The organism is Methylobacterium sp. Leaf99, from assembly GCF_001422375.1.
Lineage (GTDB): Bacteria > Pseudomonadota > Alphaproteobacteria > Rhizobiales > Beijerinckiaceae > Methylobacterium.
The window spans coordinates 29,993-50,531 of sequence record NZ_LMMU01000011.1 but is presented as its reverse complement, the minus strand read 5'-3'; the positions used below and the strand labels follow the sequence as shown (position 1 = coordinate 50,531).

Here is a 20,539-nt window from a genome sequence, read left to right as displayed (position 1 = left end):
CCGCGCCTTCCTCGATGTCTCCCGCTCGGTCCTCGGGCGGCCGTGGCGCGACCGCTGCGCCGATCCGGCGCTCCAGGCCTACGCCGCCACCATGACCCAGGCCCACGGCCTGCCGGACCTCCTCGCCCGGGTGCTGTCGGGGCGCGGCATCCGCCCGGCGGAGTCGGACGCCCACCTCAATCCGCGCCTGCGCGACCTGATGCCGGACCCGGACTGCCTCGTCGACATGGCGGCGGCGACCGACCGCCTCGCCCGTGCCGTGTCGAGCCGGGAGACCGTGGCGATCTTCGGCGACTACGACGTCGACGGGGCCGCCAGCGCCGCGCTCCTGGCCGGCTATCTCCGCGGCTTCGGTCTCGATGTCCGCATCCACATCCCCGACCGCATCACCGAGGGCTACGGCCCCAACGTCGCCGCCGTCACCGCCCTGTGGGAGGCCGGCGCCACCTTGCTCGTCTGCGTCGATTGCGGCACCAGCGGCCATGCCCCCCTGGAGGCGGCCCGGGCCCTCGGCCTCGACGTCCTCGTCCTCGACCATCACGGCGCCCCCGAGACCCTGCCGCCGGCCCGCGCCGTGGTGAACCCCAACCGCCTCGACGACCTGTCGGGCCTCGGCCATCTCTGCGCGGCGGGCGTGGTGTTCCTCACCCTGGTGGCCCTCAATCGGCGCCTGCGCCGGGACGGCGTCGCGGACCTGCCCGACCTCGCCGCCGCCCTCGACCTCGTGGCGCTGGCCACCGTCGCCGACGTGGTGCCCCTGACGGGCCTCAACCGCGCCTTCGTGGTCCAGGGCCTCAAGGTGATGCGCGGGCGCGGGCGCCCCGGCCTCGCGGCCCTCCTCGACGCCGCCGCCTTGAGCGAGGCGCCGGAGGCCTGGCACCTCGGCTACCTCGTCGGCCCGCGCATCAATGCCGGCGGGCGCATCGGCGACGCCGGCCTCGGCGCCCGCCTGCTGACCACCCACGACGCGGCGGAGGCGGCCCGCATCGCCGCCGAGCTCGACCGGCTCAACCGCGAGCGCCAGGTCATCGAGGCCCAGGCCGTCGCCGCCGCCGAGGCCGAGATGGACCATGCCCTCACCGGCGACCCCGAGCGCCCGGTGCTGGTGGCGGCCTCGGCTGACTGGCACCCGGGCGTCGTCGGCCTCATCGCCGCCCGCCTCAAGGAACGCTTCGGCCGCCCGGCCTTCGCCTTCGCGCTCCGGCCCGACGGCACCGCCACGGGCTCGGGCCGTTCCATCCCGGGCGCCGATCTCGGCCGGGCCGTGCGCGCCGCCGTGGAGGCCGGCCTCGCCCTCAAGGGCGGCGGCCATGCCATGGCGGCCGGCGTCACCCTGGCGGGGCCCGACACGGGCGCGTTCGCCGCCCACCTCGCCGCCGACTTGGCCCAGGCCGTCGGCGAGGCCCGCGCCGTCGAGGCGCTCCTCCTCGACGGCACCGTGAGCGCCGGCGGTGCCACGGCCGAGATGGTGCGCCTGCTCCAGCGCGCCGGCCCGTTCGGTTCGGGCGCGCCCGAACCGGTCTTCGCCCTGCCGCGCCACCGCATCGTCGATGCGGGGATCGTCGGCAACGGCCACGTCCGGGCTCGCCTGCGCAGCCGCGACGGCCAGGCGGTGGGCGCCATCTGCTTCCGGGCGGCGCAGGGCCCCCTGGGCCAGGCCATCCTCGCCGGCATCGGCCGCGAGTTCCACGCCGCCGGCACCCTCGCGGTGGACACCTGGCGCGGCGCCGACCGCGCCCAGGTCCGGATCTGCGACCTCGCCCCCATCGATTGAACCGATCCGCCCGCGATCCCCGTTGACACCTGCGCGGGGCCTCATCATAAGGACCCGCGCGCTGCCCACGGGCGGCGGTTTGGGGGAATGTCCCGAGCGGCAAAGGGGGCGGACTGTAAATCCGCTGCGTAAGCTTCGTAGGTTCGAGTCCTACTTCCCCCACCAAACCTCTAGCGAGATCGCGGGCGACGGTTCCGGCTCCCCGTCTCGACCCTCGGTGATCGTGCTATACGGTCCCCGATGCGGGTGTAGCTCAATGGTAGAGCAGCAGCCTTCCAAGCTGAATACCCGGGTTCGATTCCCGGTACCCGCTCCACTTTCCCTTATGGAAAGGCCCTCCAGCTTCAGCCTGATATGGCATGGGGGTGGTTTCCGTCGGCTGACGGCCTGGGCAGTCTATACCACAAGGATATCACCGACGAATCGGTTCTGGGCCGCGCGCTGACTCTGTCACCCCGATGGGACCGGCACTTGTCGTCCCGGCAAATCGGACCCAGGGCGTCGTTCGGGCGCTGCCGTGAAGAACTCCTGCCGCAGTGCCTCCTCCGCCTGACGCGTCAGCACCGATGATGCTCCATCACACTCCGGCCCTCGCGCAACTAATACATCGGCGTACCACCGGTGACGGGAACCAGCGCGCCAGTCATGTAGCTGCCCTCGCGCGACACCAGAAGCACGTAGGCCGGGGCGAGTTCCGCCGGCTGCCCGGCACGCCCCAGCGGCGTGTCCTCCCCGAGTTTCTCGATTTGCTCCGGGCTCTTCACGATGGGCTGAATCGGGGTCCAGATCGGGCCCGGCGCGACGCAGTTCACGCGGATGCCCTTGGGTGCCAGGAGGTTCGACAGCCCGATGGTGAGGCTGGCGATGGCCCCCTTCGTCGCGGCGTAGATCAGCATCGTGCTGTCGGCGATCTTGGCCTGCTGGCTCGTCGAGTTGACGATGGCCGAGCCCGGCTTCATGTGCGGAACCGCCGCCTGACAGAGGTAGTACATGGCGAACACGTTGGCCCTGAACGATCCCTCGAGATCCTCTGCCGTCACGTCGTCGAGGTCCTGGTTGACCGTCTGCGCGGCGGCGTTGTTGACGAGGATATCGATGCCGCCGAGGGCCTTCACGGTCTGCGCGACCAGATCGCGACAATGCGCTTCGTCCCGCAGATCGCCCGGCAACAGCACGGCTCGGCGTCCGGCCTTCTCGACCCAGTGGGCGGTCGCCTCGGCGTCGGACTGCTCCACGGGCAGATACGAAATCGCAACATCGGCGCCCTCGCGCGCATAGGCGATGGCCACCGCCCGGCCGATCCCGCTATCGCCGCCCGTGATCAGCGCGACCTTTCCTTTGAGCAGGCCCTTGCCGATGTAACTGTCCTCGCCGTGATCCGGAGCGGGCGTCATCCGCGAGGTTAGGCCCGGACGCTCCTGCTGCTGATCGCCGGGGAAGGGCGGCCGCGGGCCGGAATTGCGAGGGTCAGAGGTCATCGTCTGTCTTTCCTGAAGCCTTGGCCAACGTGGCAGACGCAGGTTCGTGGCTGCGACAGAATGGAACGCGGATGTGCAACCTCTACAGCCTGGTGACGTCGCAGGCCGAGATCCGGGATTCCTTCGGCGTCTCGTCCGATCGCACCGGCAACCTGCCGGCGATGCCGGGGATCTTTCCCGACCAGCGTGCGCCCATCGTGCACGTCGGCGCGGACGGCGAACGCGTGATGGAGATGTTCCGCTGGGGCATCCCCGGTCCGAAGCAGTTCGGCGAGCACCCCGTCACCAATGTGCGCAACGTGAAGAGCCCGCACTGGCGGCCCTGGCTCAAGCCGGAGTTCCGCTGCCTCGTGCCGGTCTCATCCTTCAGCGAGTACGCCGACACCAAGCCGAAGAAGACCCCGACGTGGTTCGCCCTCGACGACGAGCGTCCGCTGTTCGCCTTCGCCGGCATCTGGCGGTCGTGGACGGGTGTGCGCGGCACGAAGGCCGAGAACCCCGACCGCGTGGAGGAAGAGCACCGCCTGTTCTCGTTCCTGACCTGCGAGGCCAACGGCATCGTCGGCCCCGTCCACCCCAAGGCCATGCCGGTGCTGCTGACGACGCCTGAGGAATGGAGCACCTGGCTCGCAGCCCCCACGGAGATCGCTCTGGAGTTGCAGCGGCCGCTACCGGACGCTCGGATGCGGATCGTGGCGCAGGGCGCGCGGCGCGATCCGGCGGAGTAATCCGCTGAATCCTTAGGCTTTCACGCACGCGGCGCCGCACGTTCCCCGGCTGAGGTTCAGGGCGTTTGGGTTCAGTGTGATCACCGCTCTGATGATCACCGCCAGCCGGCCCATGAGGATCTGGTGATGGGTGGTACCGGTCGGCGGTTCTATCCGTGCGTCAGGGCCACACCGATTTCGCCGACGCTTCGCCACGCTATCTGTGCCCTCATCTGCTCAGCTTCGATGATCAAAATAAAAGTGTCCGGTATTCCCAAGACGCTCAAGACCTTCAATCTCGCGCCGCCTTCCGAACGATCCACGAGAGTGCAGGTGATGGGTAGTCCGAACTCAGGTTTAATGATCGCGACGCCCGACGCGGCATACCGAACACTGGATCTTTTTTCATGCGATCCGGCCGGCACAGTAGAGAGGCTTGAAATCTCAGACAGGCAACGGTCTGCCCAGCTGTCGTCAGGCACAGTAAAAAGCTGATCAAGCACACCTTTCGACATTCGGCGCTCCCCTGTCTCAATCGTTGCAGATCACATCGCCGTCAGAATCGATCCAAGCGTCAATCACTTCGTCTGTCCTGCGTATGGTCTTGCAAGGATAAGATTTATTGAAATCAAATGAAAATAGAACGAAATCAATCGGAACCGTGCTTGAATCGAGCATAATCAGGCGGACTCCCAAATCCGTTGCGCATTGAATGACGCAGCCTTTGTGAGTGTGCTCATCGATACCAATGAAGCCGAATACGTTTTCGCCCCCTTCGAGTGGGGTATCCCATGCCGTTGCAGTCATCCGAGGTCCTTCAGAATGGGGCGCGGAATCAAGCCTTCTGACCCGTACTAGGGCAGCATTCTGTTGGGATTGTGCGAACAATTCAACTCAAATGCGAATTCTTAGAGAGATTCGGATCGACACGCGCCTGGCGGCATCACAGCATGCCTGACGTTGATCTTTGAGAACGGGGGAGGGGACGGCATCTGGTTTCGCCAGCGGAAAGACGGCACCCGGGACGAGCATCAAGCGGATCACCTAATGGCGCGGGAAGTCACCCGGCGCCCGAAGGGAACATGGCAACTGAAAGCCAGTTAGAATCTATTTTGCAGGAACCACCCCATGCCGGCACGTGGAAAGCGCGAAAGGGTTGTGAGTGCAGAAATCCAGTCTGCGCTTGAAGCATCCGGTTTTGTGGGCACGTGGGAAAATGATCTCCGTGCCGATTTAGTTTACCTGTCTGGCTCGTTGATCGAACTGCTCGGGATCGCACCTGAAAACGCATCGTGTGGAGTGCCACTGGCCGCATTTCTGGCCGGCATTCATCCCGATGACCAGGACCGCGTGTCAGCCCTCGTTCGCGACGCGCATGGGTCGGTTGGGCGATTTGCGGCGCAGTTTCGGGTTATTCGTGCCGATGGCGCCGTACATTGGGTTTCGGCGCGTGGCCAAGTCGAGGCAGATGAAGAGGGGCAAGCAGTCCGTTGCCTTGGCATGGCCGTCGATATCACCAATGCCCACATTGACCACAATGACGGAGAGCTGCGAATATTTATGATCGAACGCCTCGTCGATAGCCTTATTCCTTTGAGAAATGTTTTAATTCAGGACAATTCGAGCATTCTCAGGATGTTGATCGATATGTTGTTGCTTGAGCTAGGAAAAGAATTATCCAAGCCCACATATGGCGTTGCCTCACAGCACCTGCATTGACCCGGCAGCAGCGCCTGCCCCGTAACCGACGAGGCCCGTCGTAGTCGCTCCGAGTGATGCGAGACGCTTTCCCCCGCGACCCCACCCACGCGCATCCGTGCGAATGGCCAGGGCACCGAGACGGGGATGCGCATCTCCCATGCCCCTTGAGTTACGGCCAAAGCGGCCGTGAGCCCATCCACGCAACCGGTTGCCCTGACCGGTCTTCAGGGACGCTCAGCCAACCAGCCAATGAAGGGCGAGCATCGCCACCGCGCCTACGATGGCCATGCCGAGCAGCGTCACGCTGCTCACTTGGTCGACCTTGTCGACAGTGTTCCCGGCTCGGTGCTCGGACTTCATCGAGGTGCTCTCGGGCCCTGCGCGGTTGGCGCTGGCGTTGATGGCGCTGGTGGCAGGCCGGCCGGCATCGGTGGGGGGGTAGGTGCTGACGGTCATGGATCTCTCCTGTCTATCAGGAGGGGCAACGCCCGACTTGCCCCAGATATCGTGACTGAGGGGTGCGACTCGATCGCGAGGCGACCCTGCCCGTCGATGGCTGAAAAGTGGCCGTCGACCCTGCCACGGCCCTCACGAGTTGTCCTGACCACCGACAGCTGTTTAGCTCATGGTCCAACGGAAGCCGAGCATCGCCACCGCTCCGATGATCGTTAACCCAAGCAGCAATGTGGCGATGGCGTGAACGCCTTTGTCTTCGGCGTCGAACTCGGGCTCAGCAGCTCCTTTGTCGAATCGCGTGCGCTCTGCATGGGTTTCGCGGACATGGGTCGTGGGTCGTCTTGCGTTGGTGAAGGGGCGACTGGTCATGAATCCTGTTGGGTCGTGCCTGGGTAGGGACGTGCAACGCATCGGAAGCCAGAGGGATCGGACACAAGCGTGTGACTCGATCGCGGGTCGGCCCGGTCTACCGCCATAGGGAACGTGACGTGGGGCGGGTTTTCCATACTAAAAACACTCGTGAAAGCCCGCGAATGGCTGGTCAGCCAGAGGGTGGACGACCAATTACTCATCGACCGAGGGTGGATGCCGGCCGGGCGGCATCAGTCTCGAGGGAATGTCGCTGCTGCTTGGTGCCGCGACCGACGCAGCTTCCGAAGGCGTCATCAACGAAGATATCGAAGGGCCGGTCACACCGATCGCAGGCCACGAGCGAAGCGCCGACCGTAGCGGTCGCGAACTGCAGCACGACCAAGCCTGCACACAGCGTTAGGCGACCGAACCACCGTCTCGATCTCTTTTGCTCCGGCGCCTGGTCGGCTTTAGCCAGTCCTCGCAAGCCCTGGATCTCGTTCGAAATGGGAGCCGAGGGCATGCCTCGCTTACGCTGAGCGTTGTCCGCCTCGATCCGCGATCGCCGGTAAGCCGCCAACTCATCGGCCGTATACCCGCCTTTGCGTCGTCCAAAAATCCGTTCCGCTCGTTCCATATCGCTCGCTCGAAGTGATCTGTTCATTGCTGACGATCGAATCGCGCAACTGCTCGACCAACTATCGAGACCGGATCAGGCTCACTGCGGGGTGCAGCGGCATCATGATCATGGTTTCCGATTCCTTCGCGCCAACGTGATGCGCCGGCCCATCGCCATTGAATGGACTTAGGGACGACGGCCCGATGCCGGGCTGCATCGGGCCGTCGTCGCTCTGGCGGTGTTCGGTCCGGCATCGGGACCTCTTGTCAGGCCGGGATCACGGCGGCCCGTGCGTCGCTCGGCGGGGTCTTCGGACGTGGCATGGCGGCCGCCGGGCAGGGCGGCGGATCGTCGTCGTCGTCGCGTCGTCCCGGGCGAACAGATCGGTGCAGCCCCGCCAGGCGACGCAGGCGGCGCGGGAAGGGGCGCGTCGGTCGGGCGTCGGTCGAGCGTCGGGACATCCGGTCGAGTTCGCCGAGGGCCGCGAGGACGGCGTCGACGGAGACCGGTTCGGCCCTGCTCCCGACGAGGCAGCGCAGGTTCGGGGCGTGCTCAAGGGCGCTCGCATCCGACGCCCAGGAGGCGAGGATCGCGCGCTTGTCCCCCGGCGAAAGCCCGGGGTGGGCCAGCACCTCCCTCGGGTGGCGGAAGACATCGCCGGGCGCGACGAGGGCCTGCCACGCCTCGAACGCGGCCGGGTGCGTGCCGGCTGGGTTCATGGCGCCGGAGTTCACGGCACCGGAACGGGAAAGATACGTCTCCATCATCGATCATCCTTCCTGAAAGCATGGGTTGGATGGGCGGTGTCCCCCGCGCGGGTGCGCGGGGGACATTCGACGAACAGACCACGGGCTTAGGCCGCTTGGCGCTCGGCCTCGATCCGAGGCTGCGGGTTGCCCCGGCCCGAGGCATCCTGGCCGATGGCCGGCTGCGTCCCGCCGATGGGGATGCGCCGGGGCTTCAGGGTCTCGGGCACCTCGCGCTCGAGGGTCACGGTCAGCAGGCCGTTCTCGAGGGTCGCGCCGATGACCTTCACGTGGTCGTCCAGGCTGAAGGTCAGGCGGAAGGCCCGGGCGGCGATGCCGCGGTGCAGGAGTCGGCGCTCGCCCTCGGACGACTTCCTCTGGCCGGTGACCACGAGGGTGGTGTCGTGCTGGGTCAGATCGATCTCGTCGGGCGCGAAGCCGGCGACGGCCATCGTGATTCGGTACGCGTCGTCCGCCACCCGCTCGATGTCGTAGGGCGGCCACGTCGAGGACGTCTCGGCCTGGGTCGCCTGGTCCAGCAGCGAGAACAGGCGGTCGAAGCCGACGGTGGAACGGTAGAGAGGGGAAAAATCAAGGGTCCTCATGACCACATCCTCCTTGGAGCAACGTGATGACAAGGGTCGCCGGCTGCCTGATCCGGCGCCCGTTCAGCGAGCCGAAACCCGGCCTCGCGCACACGAAACGCGGTTGCCCGCCCCCGGTTCCCAAGAAAATCGCGTTCCCAAAAGATTGCGGTTTTGGCGGCTGAGTCCACTGGGGCCGTGTCGATGCTCACGGGGGAACGACCGCAACCCGCTCCGAACGGCGGGTCGAAGGTGTCGTGACACCGGGGGAGGAGCACCGTCCATCAAAGCCGCCGCTCTTCCAAACGCCCATCCCCGGCGGGCCGGGCGCGGCTCGCGTTCCCATGGATCAGCTCGCGGCCGGCATGGACGCCGCCGACGGTTTCCAGGGCGAGGCGTTCGGCATCGCGACGGCGGATTTCCGCCATGGCCGCCCGGGCGGCGTCGGGATCGTCGCCGAGGGTCCGGAGCGCCTGCTCGCCGAAGGCCAGGGCCGATTCGAGGGTTTCCCGGAGCTGATACGCCACGCCCGCCTGGAGGAGCGCGATGGCGTGCTCGCGGTCGCGGGCGCGGGCGAGGACGGGCACCAGGGGGAACTCGGCCTTCGCGATCGCGGCGATGCGCCGGGCGGCGTCGCGGTCGTCGATGCAGATGAGGATCGCCCGGGCCGTCGCGGCGCCCGCCGCGTGCAGGATGTCGAGGCGGGCGCCGTCGCCGTAATAGACCTTGAACCCGAAATCCTCCGCGACCCGGATGGCGGCCGGGTTGGTGTCGATGATGGACAGGGAGCATCCGCGCGCGATCAGCGGTTGGCTGACGATCTGGCCGAAGCGGCCGAACCCGACGATGAGGGCGCTGCCGACGAGGTTCTCCGGAACCTCGACGCCGTCCGTGGAGGCGGTCGCTTTGGGGCCGAGGCGGTCGAAGGCGATCACCATCAGGGGAGTGACGGCCATGGACAGGATGACGGTCGCCGTCAGGATCGCGTTGGTGGGGCCGTCGATGATCCCGGCGCCCGCGGCGGCGGCGTAGAGCACGAAGGCGAACTCGCCGCCCTGCGCCATCAGGGCCGCGCGCTCCGTCGCCTCGGCGTGGCCGGCCCGCAGGAGGCGCGCGACGGCGTAGATGACGAGGCTCTTCACCACCATGTAGGCGGCGACGCCCGTGAGGATGAGGACCCAGTTCGCCGCGATCACGGTGAGATCGAGGGACATCCCGACCCCGAGGAAGAACAGGCCGAGGAGGATGCCGCGGAACGGCTCCACATCGGCTTCGAGCTGGTGACGGAAACTCGATTCCGAGAGCAGGACCCCGGCGAGGAACGCCCCCATGGCCATGGACAGGCCGCCGAACTGCATGGCGAGGGCCGCGCCGAGCACCACCAGGAGGGCCGCCGCCGTCATCACCTCCCTGGCCTTCGCCGCCGCCAGCAGGCGGAACATCGGGTTGAGCAGCCAGCGTCCCGCCGCCACGAGGGCGGCCACGGACAGGAGGGCGAGCCCGACGGCGTAGGCCCGGTCCGCCGTGCCCGTCACCGCCCCGCCCGGCGCGAGGAAGGCGACGACGGCGAGGAGCGGCACGATGGCGAGATCCTCGAGCAGCAGGATCGCGACGATGCGCTGGCCCTTCGGGGTCGAGAGCGACCCGCGGTCCTCGAGGAGCTGCATGACGATGGCCGTCGAGGTCAGCACGAAGCCGGTGCCGGCGACGAAGGCCACGGCGAGGGAGAACCCGAGGGCGAGGCCGACCAGGGTCAGGGCGGCGATGGAGGCCCCGACCTGCGCGAGCCCGAGGCCGAAGATCTCGCGCCGCATGCCCCAGAGCCGCGACGGCTCCATTTCGAGGCCGATGAGGAACAGGAACATCACGACGCCGAGCTCGGCCACGTGCAGGATCGCGTGCGCGTCCGTGAACAGGCCGAGGCCGAAGGGCCCGATGCACAGGCCCGCCACGAGGTAGCCGAGGACCGAGCCGAGGCCGATGCGCTTGAACAGCGGCACCGCGATCACCCCCGCCGCCAGCAGGGCGACGACCTGGACGAGGTCGCCGGCGGCGCCCGATGCGTCAGCAGCCATGGAGTCTCGACCTCGGTGAAGGGGGGATGCCCGCCGGCCGCCGCACGCTCAAGGATAGCGCACGGGCTTGGGGTCCTCGGGCAGGGGGATGAACTCGGACTCGCCCGGAACCGTGTCGAAGCGGGCCCGGCGCCAATCCTCCTTGGCCTGCTCGATGCGCTCGGGGCGCGACGAGACGAAGTTCCACCACAGGTGGCGCGGCCCGTCCATGGGCTCGCCGCCGAGCACCATGAAGCGGGCGGTCTGCGTCGCCCGCACGCTGATGCGGTCGCCCGGCCGGAAGACGAGGAGTTGGCCCGGCCCGAAGCCGTCGCCGGCGATCTCGATGGCGCCCGAGACGGTGTAGATCGCGCGCTCGTCGTAGTCGGGGTCGAGGGGCAGGACCGCGCCGGCCTCCAGGGTCACGTCGGCGTAGACCATCGGGCTCGAGGTCCGCACCGGGGATTTCGCACCGAAGGCCTCGCCGGCGATGAGCCGGACGGTCTTGCCCTCGCCGGTCAGGACCGGCAGCGCCCCGGCTTCGTAATGCTCGAAGGCGGGGGCGGCTTCCTCATCCCGGCCGCTGAGGGCGACCCAGCTCTGGAGGCCGAACAGGGTCGAGCCGGTCTCGCGCAGCGCGCTCCCCGTGCGCTCCGAATGGGTGATGCCCCGGCCGGCCGTCATCCAGTTCAGTTCGCCGGGGCGGATGGACAGTTCGGTCCCGAGGCTGTCCCGGTGCATGATCTCGCCCTCGAACAGGTAGGTCACCGTGGACAGGCCGATATGCGGGTGCGGCCGCACGTCCATGCCCTGGCCGAGGAGGAATTCCGACGGCCCCATCTGGTCGAAGAAGATGAAGGGGCCGACCATCCTGCATTCCGTGGAGGGCAGGGCCCGCCGCACGGCGAACGAGCCGAGGTCGCGCGAGCGCGGGATGATCAGGGTCTGGATCGCGTCGCAGGTGAAACGATCGCCCGGAATCGGATCTTCGGCACCGTGCCAGCTCATGGGGATCTCCTGTCTCTGGTGCCCGACACGACCGGACGCCGCGCGCTCCGGCGCCGGGGGTCGGGGGCGCTTGGCGCGCCCCCCGCCCGGCGCTCAGGCCTTCACGAAGGCCAGCAGGTCGGGGTTGATCACGTCGGCGTGGGTGGTGAGCATCCCGTGGGGCAGGCCCGGATAGGTCTTGAGCGTACCGTTCTTCAGGAGCCGGACAGATTTCAGCGCCGCGGCGGCGATGGGGACGATCTGGTCGTCCTCCCCGTGCAGGACCAGGGTCGGCACGGTGATGGCCGCGAGGTCCCCGGTCTGGTCGGTCTCGGAGAACGCCTTGATGCCCTCGTAATGGGCCTGGGCGCTGCCGGTCATGCCCTGGCGCCACCAATTCTGGATCACGCCGGGCAGGGCGGTCGCGCCGTCGCGGTTGAAGCCGTAGAACGGCCCGCTCGCGACATCGAGGAAGAACTGGGCGCGGTTGGCGGCGGTGGCCGTGCGGAAGCCGTCGAACACCTCCAGCGGCAGGCCGTCCGGGTTGGCGTCCGTCTTCAGCATCAGGGGCGGCACGGCCGAGACCAGCACCGCCTTGGCGACGCGGCCAGCGGGCTCCCCGTGCCGGGCCACGTAGCGGGCGACCTCGCCGCCGCCGGTGGAGTGCCCGATATGCACGGCGTTCCACAGGTCCAGGGCCTCGACCACCGCGAAGGCATCGGCGGCGTAATGATCCATGTCGTGGCCGCCATCGACCTGCGCCGAGCGGCCATGGCCGCGCCGGTCATGGGCGACGACGCGGTAGCCATGCTGGAGAAAGAACAGCATCTGCGCGTCCCAGTCGTCCGACGACAGCGGCCAGCCGTGGTGGAATACGATGGGCTGGGCGCCCTCGGGGCCCCAATCCTTGTAGAAGATGTCGGTGCCGTCCTGGGTGGTGAGGGTGGCCATGGGGATGTCCTGTCTCGAAGGAGGGGGATGTCACGGGCCGACCCACCCGCGATCCCCCGGCGACCGCCGACCCGAGCTATGGCGGCGCGGGCGCGGCCCGGCTTGCCGATTCCCGCCGCGGTTTGAAGGAAAGCGGCATTGTTCGCGCAGCCCGCCGCCGATTCTGCGACACCGCGAAAAACCCGCGTCAGCGCTGACGGGTCGCCGCCAGTCCGAGCCGGTCGGCGGCGCGGACCAGATCGGCCAGGGACCGGACCTGCATCTTCTCCATCACCCGCCGCTTGTGGACCTTGGCGGTGATCTCCGTGATCCCGAGTTCGCCGGCGATCTGCTTGTTCATCAGGCCGCCGATGGCGCACAGCATCACGTCCTGCTCCCGTGGGGTCAGGGAGTCGAGGCGGTCGGCGAGGGCGCGCCGGGCCGTGCGGGCGGACAGGGCGGCGGCGTCGGCCTCCAGCGCGCGGGTCACGGCCGCGAGGAGCACGTCCGCCAGGACGGGTTTGGTCAGGAACTCGACGGCACCGCCCCGGAGGGCCCGGACGGTCATGGGGATCGTGCCGTAGCCGGTCAGGAAGATGATCGGCACGGTGCTGCCCGCCGCCCGCAGGGCCTCCTGGACGGCGAGGCCGTTCGCGTCGGCGAGGCGCACATCGAGGACGATGCAGTGCGGGGCGGTCCGGGCATCGCAGAGGGCGAGATCGGACGCGTCCCGGTGCCCCAGGGCCGACAGCCCGGCCGAGCGGCACAGGCGGATCAAGGCCGCGCGCAGGGTCGGATCATCGTCGACGATATGGACCGTTGCCTCGGGCATCATCCTCGCGGCCGCACACGCGTTCGTTACCGTACACGCGTGCGTACCATCGTTTCGCGCCGGCGCGAATTGTTCGCCTCCCGTTAGGGGTTTCCGGCGGAACCGAGGGCGACGGTGAGGCAGTGCTCGAACTGTTCGGCATCGAACGGCTTGGCGAGGTAGGCGAAGGCGCCCAGCGCCAAGGCCCGCGCCCGGCCGGCCTCGCTCGGATAGGCCGTCATGACAAGGACGGGGAGGGCGGGACGGCGCTGGCGCAGGATGCGCAGGAGGTCGAGGCCGGAGAGGCCCGGCATCTGGAGATCGGTGACGATTGCGGCGATCCGGAGCCCCGAGGGGTCGGCGAGCAGGGGCTCGGCGCCGTCGAACAGGGCGGGGACGTAGCCAAGGGCGCGGGTCAGCCGGCCGAGGGCGGTACGGATCGCCGGATCGTCGTCGACGATGGCGACCACGGCCCCCGCGGCGACGTCAGGCATGGGAGACCGGCAGGGTGAAGTGGAAGGCGGCCCCGCCGCCGGGCGCCGCATCGACCCAGATGTCGCCGCCATGGGCATCGATGAGGTTGCGGCAGATCGCGAGGCCCATGCCCATGCCGCCGACCTTGGTGGAGTGGAACGGCTCGAAGATCCGGGCCCGCCGCTCCGCCCCGATGCCCGGACCGGTATCGCTCACGGCGACGGCCACATGGCCGTCCCGCCGGGTGATCGCGACGGTGATGTCGCGCGGGCCCACCCCCGCCGCCATCGCCTGCGCGGCGTTGACGAGGAGGTTCACGAAGACCTGCTGCAGGCCGATGCGGTCGGCCGCGATCCGGGGGACCTCGCCGCTGGCGGCGAGGTGGACGCTCGCCCCGAGGGCCCGCAGCTCCCGTTCGACGAGGAGGTTCGCGTCGCGGGCCGCCTGGAGCAGATCGACGGCGTCGAAGACCCGCGGCGCGTTGCCGAGATACGACCGGGTCCGGGCGATGACGTCGCGGGCCCGCGTCGCCGCGGCGACGATGTCGTCGAGGGCGGCCGTCGCCTCGCCGAGATCGGGCTGCGGTCGCCGGAGCCAGCGCAGGCCCGCCTGCGCATTGGCGACGATGACAGCCAGGGGCGAGTTGACCTCGTGCGCGATAGAGGCGCTGAGCGCACCGATGGTGGTGATCCGCGAGGCGCGCGCCAGCTCGGTGTCGGCGAGCGCGAAATGCCGCTGCGCCTGCTTGAACGCCGTCACGTCGAGGGCCGTCACGACGATCTCGGCGAAGCCCGCGAGGTCCGAGGGCAGCATCGCGGTGAACAGCATGTCGACCTCGCTCCCGTCGGCGCGCCGCACGTGGGCCTCCGAGCGGAAGAACCGGTCGCCCCGGCCAAACGCCACGATCCACTGGACGAAGGTCTGGTCGGTGTCGGGGAGCAGGCGGTCGAGGGGCCCGAGACAGGCGGCCTTGTCGGGGGCGCCGGTCTCCTCGAGGGTGAAGGCGTTGACGTCGGTGATGAGGACTCGCGCGCGCAGGGCGCGGAGCTCGTCCGGGTGGCTCGCGAAATGGCATTCGAGGTCGGTGATCCCGGCGCGCCGGAGCGCCATGACGGCCTCGCCCACGGCGGTCCAGTCCTCGCGCCACAGGGCGATGCCGGCCCGCTCGAACAGCGTCGTCAGCCGGGCCCGGCTGGTTTCGAGGGCGCGCTCCGACCGCATGACCCGGACGGCCGCCGCGCCCACGGCGAGGCCCGCGATGCCGGCGATGAGCGGCGTCGCCGGTCCGGACGGGGTCGCCGCGGCCCAGCCCGCCGCGGCGGCGAGGATCGCGGGGGCGACCACCAGCAAAGCCACCGTGCCGGATCGTTCGAGGCGGACCCACCGCCGCTTCGGCGGCCGGGCCAGCATCCAGGCCGGCAGATCACCCGTGTCGACCGGGCCACCGCGCGGCGCGGCGGTCGCCCGGCTCGGCCACCGCGAAAACACCTGCCGCATGCTGCTCTTCCACCTCGGCCGGACAGGGTATCGCGCAGGCGAAGGCCGGTCTGCGATACACCTGTATAATGGCGTCTCCGGCACCCGGCTTGCACGATGCGCGCATGGATCTGCATCGGCACGGCGCGCACAAGTTCCCCCAGGCCGGACTCCTCGCCTCCTCGGGCGGACGCAACTGGCAGGGCGTCGCGGCCGAGCTGCGCGCCCATCCGGCCGGCGATCTGCCCGCCATCGTCCCGGCCCAGATGGAGATCACGCTCGCGACAAGGAGCATCCCGGGCGCCCATGTGAGCCGCAAGGGCGACGGAATCCGCCAGCGCACGGCCGTCGAGGCCGGAACCATCTGGCTGTGTCCCGTCGGGGTCGGCGAGGACGACATCAACATCTCCGCGCCCCTGGCGGAGGTGCTGCACATCTATCTGCCGGCCGAGCGCTTCTCCGCCCTCGCCAGCCTCTACGGCGACGCCCGGATCCGGGCCGACGCGGTGCGCTATCTCGCCGACGTGCAGGACCCGCTGATCCGGCAGATCGGCCTGTCGATCCTGGGCGAGCTGACCCGCGAGAGCTCGGCGGGGCGGATGATGGTGGAAGCCGCCGCCCTGGCGCTCACGGCGCGGGTCGCGCAGGCCTACGGCCACGACCGCCCGGAGGCAGACGACCCGTTCTGCGGCGACCGCGACTGCCCGGAGCGCATCCGGCGGGCCATCGACTTCATCCACGACAACCTGCACCGCGACCTCGGCGTGACCGAGCTCGCCGCCATCGCCTGCCTGAGCCCGTTCCACTTCGCCCGCCTGTTCAAGCGGGTCACGGGAAAGACCCCCTGCACCTACGTCAGCGGCGCGCGGCTCGAGCGGGCGCGTCGGCTTCTGAGCGAACGCAGGATGTCCCTGTTCGAGGTGGCGCTCACATCCGGCTTCTCGAGCCAGGCCGCCTTCGGCACGGCGTTCAAGCGGGTCGTCGGCTGCACGCCCGGGGCGTACCGGCACCGCGCGCCCTGACGGGATCGCCGGGGCGCCCGCCTCCGACATGGCGGGAGAGGTCCGACTCGGCGGATGCGCAGGATCGCGACACGGCCGAGCAGGCCCGCGAAAGACCGAAGGCGCCCCGACCCGCAGGGTTCATCCCTGCGGAGGTTCGTGCGGAGAGTCCCACCATGCAGCGCGACGTCATCGTGCCCATAGCCCCGACGCCCCCGATCCGGCGGCCACCCGGCCCGCGGGGCACCGGGGCGGCCCCGGCCCGAACCGTCGGCCGGCCCTCCGGACCCGCGGGACTGCGGCCGGACGAGCGGGCCGACGGGATCGCCTTCGTGGATTGGCGGGCGACGGATTCGATGGACCGGGGCTCCCAATTCGTCCTGCCGCGCGACGGGCTGGTGCTGCAAATCCCCCTGGAACGCCGTCCGGGCGGCGTGTCCCACGCGGCACCCGAACGCATCTGCACCAGCGCGGTGACCCTGCTCGACATCCGCGCCCTGTCGGTGCCCCGGGACCGCGCCGGCACCGTCCAGATCTGGCTGTCCAGCACGGTCCTGGGCGAGGTCGCCGACAGCATGGGGCTCGCCGACCTCGACCCGATGGAGGCCCTGAGACCCGTGCACGGAAGCATCCTGGTCGATCCCACCATCCACGACCTCGTGGCCAGCGCCGTCGCCACCCTCGACCGGCCGGATCGCGGGGCCGCCATCTTCCGCGTCCAGCTCGCCCGCGCCCTGGCGGCCCACCTCCTCGGCGTCCACGCGGATCCGGGATGCGCCGCCGCGCCGACCCGTGGCGGCCTGGCGCCCTGGCAGCTGCGCCGGGCGCAGGAGCGCATCCGCGCCGGACTCGGCGATGCGCCGAACCTCCCGGCGGTGGCGGCGGAGTGCGGCCTGTCCGTGAGCCACTTCACCCGCGCGTTCCGCCGATCCGTCGGCACCTCCCCGCATGTCTGGCTGGTGCGCCAGCGCGTGGCCCGTGCCAAGGTGATGATGCGGGCGCAGGATCGCTCCCTGGCCGAGATCGCCCTGGCCTGCGGCTTTGCCGATCAGAGCCACTTCACCCGCGTCTTCGCCCGCGAGGCGGACATCAGCCCGGGCCGCTGGCGCCGGATGGCCGAGCTGGACCAACGAATGCCCATCCGGGAAGACGCGTTCTGATGCGGGATCGTCGAAACAGGGGGACCAGCGATGCGTGAGCCCGAACCGGACGCCGGCGCGTCCGCCCTCGATCCGACCGACCCGTACCGGCGCGAGGCGCAGACGTTCCCGGTTCTCGGCCCCGACCTCGTCGCGCGCGTGGCCGCCTACGGCACCGAGGCGACGATCCCCGCCGGCGCGTTCCTGTATCGGCGCGGCGACCGCGCGGCTGACTTCGTCCTCGTCCTCGACGGCGCCGTGGAGACCTTCGACGAGGGGCCGAACGGGGAGCGCCACGTCCTGACCACCCATCAGGCCGGACAGTTCGTCGGGGAGACCAACTTCCTTAACGGGCGCGAATCCCTCGTCAGCAGTCAGGCCTGCGCCGATACCCGGCTGATCCGGATGCCCCGGGGCGAGTTCCGCCGGATGATGGCCGCCGAACCCGACATCGCCGAGATCGTGATGCGGGCCTTCATCCTGCGCCGCGTCGGGTTCATCCGGCACGGCCATGGCGGGGTGACGCTGCTGGGCTCCAGCCATTGCGCCGAGACCCTGCGCCTCCAACGCTTCCTCACGCGCAACGGCTACCCCCTCCGCGTTGTCGCCACCGACCGCGATCCCGAGGCGGCCGGCCTGCTCCGGCGCTACGCCCTCGACGCCCATCGCCTTCCCGCCGTCATCGCGCCCGGCGGGGTCGTCCTCTCCAACCCGACGACCTGGGCGCTGGCCGACCGCCTCGGCCTGACCGAACCCATCGATGCCGCGACGGTGTTCGACCTCGCGGTGGTGGGGGCGGGCCCGGCCGGCCTCGCGGCGGCGGTCTATGCGGCGTCCGAGGGCCTCTCGACCATCGTCATCGAGCAGGAGGCGCCGGGCGGCCAGGCGGGGACGTCGTCGAAGATCGAGAACTATCTCGGCTTCCCCACGGGCATCTCCGGCCAAGCCCTCGCCGGACGGGCCCAGGTCCAGGCCCAGAAGTTCGGCGCCCGCCTCGCCATCTCGCGGGCGGCGAGCGGGCTTCACTGCGATGCCCGGCCCTACCGGATCGCCCTGGAGGACGGCGGGTCCGTGCGGGCGCGGGCCCTGGTGGTCGCCACCGGCGCCCGCTACCGCAAGCTCGACCTCGACAACTACGATCGGTTCGAGGGCCAGGGCATCTACTACGCCGCGACGGGCATGGAGGCCCGCCTGTGCGAGCATCAGGAGGTGGTGGTCGTGGGCGGCGGCAACTCCGCCGGACAGGCCGCCATGTTCCTCTCCGGTACGGCGAGCCACGTCCACATCCTGGTCCGCGGCCCCGGCCTCGCCGCGACGATGTCGGATTACCTCGTCCGGCGGATCACGACCTCGAACCGGGTCACGGTGCATCCGTTCACGGAGGTCACGGGGCTCGACGGCGACGCCTTCCTGCGAACCGTGACCTGGCGCGACGGGCGAACCGGCCTCGCCGCGGCGCGGGGCATCGGCGCCCTGTTCGTGATGATCGGGGCCGCGCCCAACACCGAGTGGCTGTCCGGCTGCCTGCAGCTCGATGCCAACGGCTTCGTCCTGACCGGGGTGGACGCCGGGGGCCGTGCCCTACCGTCGCCCTTCGCGACGACGACGCCCGGCATCTACGCCGTGGGGGACGTCCGCTCGGGCTCGGTGAAGCGTGTCGCATCGGGCGTCGGCGAGGGATCGGTGGTGGTGCAGACGATCCACCGGTTCCTCCATCCCGCCCTGAGCTGAGGCGCAGCCCGGATCAGCGCCCGGCCGCCGGGACGTCCGGGCGGGCGTCGGCGGTGAAACCGTCCCGGTTCGGCATCCGGACCCCCGCCAGGGTGCCGGCATCCAGCACCGCATCGTCGGGCAGGAGGCCGTTGCGGCTGAGGATGTAGGCGCTGAGGGTGTAGGTCTCGTCCGGGCCGAGAGATTGCGGCGCGTCGTAGGGCATGGTGCGGCGGATGTAGTCGAACAGGGTGGTGGCGTAGGGCCAGTAGCTACCCACCGTCTGCACCGGCTTTGGCGTCGCCAGCGAGCCCCGCCCGCCCACGAGGGCGTCGGCCGCCGCGCCCTCGCCCCCGGCGCCGTGGCAGCCGGCGCAGCGGGCGTCGAACAGGGCCGCGCCGGTCAGGGCGAGGCAGGCGAGCGGTCTGAACAGACGAAGCCGCAAAACTCTAACCCGCATGGCCGCCCACCACCGGGTTCGTCGCCCGCCCCTGATCGTCAGCGCACCCGGGGCAGGATCTGCTCGGCGAAGCGCCGCATCTCGGCCTCGAACGGTTGGAACTGCAGCATGAACAGGTCGATGCCGGCCGCGTGGAAGTCGCGGATGCGGGCCGCGACTGTGTCGTAGCTGCCGACGAGCCCGGCGGCCGTCCCGCCATTCGTCCCGACGTGGCGGGTGGCGGCCGCATCGGTCTTGGCGAACATCACGCTCGCCGTGTCCGTGCGGGCCCGCGTGTCCGCCCGCAGCGCCGCGTCGCGATCCGCCAGGGCCAGCAGGCGGGCGTGCTCGATCTGCGCCGCCGCGTCCGTCTCCCGCGCGATGACGAAGGCCGAGAGGCCGTAGCGCAGGGGCGCGGGGGCGGGCCGGGCGGCGACGTCGGCGATCAGGGCGGCGACGTCGTCCAGCGGCTGCCCGTTGATGAACCAGACGTCGGCCCGCTCCGCCGCCAGCGCCCGGGCCGGCTCGGATTCGCCGCCGAGGTAGATGGTCGGCCGCGTCCGAAACGTCCCGGCCGGGCGCAGCTGATAGTCCTCGACCCGGAAGTGCCGGCCCGCATGGGTAACGCGCTCGCCCCGCATCAGCCGGTCGACGAGGCCGATCCACTCGGCGCCGTAGGCGTAGCGCGCGTCATGGGCCGGAAACGGCAGGCCGGCCCGCTCGAACTCGGCCCGGTTCCAGGCATTCACGAGGTTGAGGGCGAAGCGCCCGCGCGCGATGTGCTCGATCTGCAGGGCCATCTTGGCCAGCACCACGGGGTGGTAGAGCCCCGGCTTGATCGCCGCGATGATCTCGATGCGTCGGGTGAGCGCCGCAAGCGCCGCCGACGCCGTCCAGGCTTCGAGCTGGTCGCGCCCGTCGTCGTAGGGGTTGGCCGTGTGCTGGGCGACGAGGACGGCGTCGAAGCCGAGGGCCTCGGCCTCCAGCACGAGGGCGCGGTTGCGGTCCCAGCTGGCGTCGTCCGGCTCGTCCGGATCGTGATGGGCGGCGCGCGCGCCGTGGACGGCGGCCCAGATCCCGAAGCGCGGTGCGTTCGTCATCC

The 20,539-nt window shown here is 69.9% G+C and carries 20 protein-coding genes, 2 tRNA genes and 1 pseudogene; 8 read left to right on the top strand and 15 right to left on the bottom strand.

The window, feature by feature from the left end:
• The first annotated feature begins 91 nt into the window (after positions 1-91).
• The 3 genes from recJ to ASF28_RS19270 all read left to right on the top strand — a co-directional run bounded on the left by recJ (position 92) and on the right by ASF28_RS19270 (position 2,090).
• Entirely contained in the window at positions 92-1,774 is a 1,683-nt protein-coding gene (recJ, locus tag ASF28_RS19280) for a single-stranded-DNA-specific exonuclease RecJ (protein ID WP_244475091.1), read from the top strand.
• Positions 1,775-1,855: 81 nt separating this feature from the next.
• Positions 1,856-1,939 (top strand) — tRNA-Tyr (locus tag ASF28_RS19275).
• A 77-nt stretch (positions 1,940-2,016) separates the two neighbouring features.
• Positions 2,017-2,090, top strand: a tRNA-Gly gene (locus ASF28_RS19270).
• A gap of 283 nt (positions 2,091-2,373) precedes the next feature.
• Here ASF28_RS19270 and ASF28_RS19265 read toward each other — a convergent pair.
• Positions 2,374-3,252, bottom strand: a complete 879-nt coding sequence (locus ASF28_RS19265) for an SDR family oxidoreductase (RefSeq protein ID WP_056096571.1) — start codon at positions 3,250-3,252, stop codon at positions 2,374-2,376.
• A 71-nt stretch (positions 3,253-3,323) separates the two neighbouring features.
• On the opposite strand from ASF28_RS19265, the gene ASF28_RS19260 reads away from it, so the two are divergent.
• Entirely contained in the window at positions 3,324-3,980 is a 657-nt protein-coding gene (locus tag ASF28_RS19260; RefSeq protein ID WP_056096569.1) for an SOS response-associated peptidase, read from the top strand.
• A gap of 149 nt (positions 3,981-4,129) precedes the next feature.
• Here ASF28_RS19260 and ASF28_RS22705 read toward each other — a convergent pair whose 3' ends face one another.
• Complete coding sequence (locus ASF28_RS22705; protein WP_157085658.1) at positions 4,130-4,474, bottom strand: hypothetical protein; 345 nt, start codon at positions 4,472-4,474, stop codon at positions 4,130-4,132.
• 16 nt (positions 4,475-4,490) lie between these two features.
• Entirely contained in the window at positions 4,491-4,766 is a 276-nt protein-coding gene (locus ASF28_RS22700) for a PilZ domain-containing protein (protein WP_147709707.1), read from the bottom strand.
• 321 nt (positions 4,767-5,087) lie between these two features.
• On the opposite strand from ASF28_RS22700, the gene ASF28_RS22035 reads away from it, so the two are divergent.
• Entirely contained in the window at positions 5,088-5,678 is a 591-nt protein-coding gene (locus ASF28_RS22035) for a PAS domain-containing protein (RefSeq protein WP_082476678.1), read from the top strand.
• A gap of 216 nt (positions 5,679-5,894) precedes the next feature.
• Here the strand turns inward: ASF28_RS22035 and ASF28_RS19255 are convergent, their stop codons facing one another.
• From ASF28_RS19255 to ASF28_RS19215, 10 genes are all read right to left on the bottom strand, one after another.
• Positions 5,895-6,116 carry a hypothetical protein gene (locus ASF28_RS19255; protein ID WP_056096566.1) on the bottom strand — a complete coding sequence of 74 codons (222 nt, stop codon included), beginning with the start codon at positions 6,114-6,116 and terminating at the stop codon, positions 5,895-5,897.
• 162 nt (positions 6,117-6,278) lie between these two features.
• Entirely contained in the window at positions 6,279-6,485 is a 207-nt protein-coding gene (locus ASF28_RS22695) for a hypothetical protein (protein WP_157085657.1), read from the bottom strand.
• A gap of 867 nt (positions 6,486-7,352) precedes the next feature.
• Complete coding sequence (locus ASF28_RS19250; RefSeq protein WP_443189754.1) at positions 7,353-7,853, bottom strand: hypothetical protein; 501 nt, start codon at positions 7,851-7,853, stop codon at positions 7,353-7,355.
• 86 nt (positions 7,854-7,939) lie between these two features.
• Complete coding sequence (locus ASF28_RS19245) at positions 7,940-8,437, bottom strand: Hsp20 family protein (RefSeq protein WP_056096563.1); 498 nt, start codon at positions 8,435-8,437, stop codon at positions 7,940-7,942.
• A gap of 263 nt (positions 8,438-8,700) precedes the next feature.
• Positions 8,701-10,491 (bottom strand): monovalent cation:proton antiporter-2 (CPA2) family protein, encoded by a 1,791-nt coding sequence (locus ASF28_RS19240; protein ID WP_056096559.1) that lies wholly within the window; start codon positions 10,489-10,491, stop codon positions 8,701-8,703.
• Positions 10,492-10,539: 48 nt separating this feature from the next.
• Positions 10,540-11,478 (bottom strand): pirin family protein, encoded by a 939-nt coding sequence (locus tag ASF28_RS19235; RefSeq protein WP_056096557.1) that lies wholly within the window; start codon positions 11,476-11,478, stop codon positions 10,540-10,542.
• Between the two features lie 93 nt (positions 11,479-11,571).
• On the bottom strand, positions 11,572-12,408 hold the full coding sequence (locus ASF28_RS19230) for an alpha/beta fold hydrolase (protein ID WP_056096554.1): 837 nt from the start codon (positions 12,406-12,408) through the stop codon (positions 11,572-11,574).
• Positions 12,409-12,595: 187 nt separating this feature from the next.
• The gene (locus ASF28_RS19225; protein WP_056096550.1) at positions 12,596-13,222 is read right to left on the bottom strand and encodes a response regulator transcription factor; all 627 of its coding nucleotides are present in this window, start codon (positions 13,220-13,222) and stop codon (positions 12,596-12,598) included.
• An 80-nt stretch (positions 13,223-13,302) separates the two neighbouring features.
• Positions 13,303-13,692: a response regulator transcription factor gene (locus tag ASF28_RS19220; protein ID WP_056096546.1), complete on the bottom strand. Its 390-nt coding sequence runs from the start codon at positions 13,690-13,692 to the stop codon at positions 13,303-13,305.
• On the bottom strand, positions 13,685-15,169 hold the full coding sequence (locus ASF28_RS19215; protein ID WP_056096543.1) for a sensor histidine kinase: 1,485 nt from the start codon (positions 15,167-15,169) through the stop codon (positions 13,685-13,687). The genes ASF28_RS19220 and ASF28_RS19215 overlap by 8 nt, the downstream gene beginning before the upstream one ends.
• A gap of 104 nt (positions 15,170-15,273) precedes the next feature.
• Here ASF28_RS19215 and ASF28_RS19210 point away from each other — a divergent pair, with 104 nt between their 5' ends.
• The 3 genes from ASF28_RS19210 to ASF28_RS19200 all read left to right on the top strand — a co-directional run bounded on the left by ASF28_RS19210 (position 15,274) and on the right by ASF28_RS19200 (position 19,019).
• Entirely contained in the window at positions 15,274-16,170 is an 897-nt protein-coding gene (locus tag ASF28_RS19210; protein ID WP_056096541.1) for an AraC family transcriptional regulator, read from the top strand.
• Between the two features lie 155 nt (positions 16,171-16,325).
• Entirely contained in the window at positions 16,326-17,309 is a 984-nt protein-coding gene (locus ASF28_RS19205; RefSeq protein ID WP_056096538.1) for a helix-turn-helix domain-containing protein, read from the top strand.
• Between the two features lie 30 nt (positions 17,310-17,339).
• The gene (locus tag ASF28_RS19200; RefSeq protein ID WP_056096535.1) at positions 17,340-19,019 is read left to right on the top strand and encodes an FAD-dependent oxidoreductase; all 1,680 of its coding nucleotides are present in this window, start codon (positions 17,340-17,342) and stop codon (positions 19,017-19,019) included.
• A gap of 13 nt (positions 19,020-19,032) precedes the next feature.
• On the opposite strand, the pseudogene ASF28_RS19195 reads toward ASF28_RS19200, so the two are convergent.
• Together ASF28_RS19195 and ASF28_RS19190 are read right to left on the bottom strand one after the other, a co-directional pair.
• A pseudogene (locus ASF28_RS19195) lies at positions 19,033-19,398 on the bottom strand (c-type cytochrome); the annotation flags it as partial.
• A gap of 98 nt (positions 19,399-19,496) precedes the next feature.
• A complete protein-coding gene (locus tag ASF28_RS19190; protein ID WP_056096533.1) occupies positions 19,497-20,537 on the bottom strand; it encodes an LLM class flavin-dependent oxidoreductase in 1,041 nt (346 codons plus the stop codon).
• Positions 20,538-20,539: the final 2 nt, after the last annotated feature.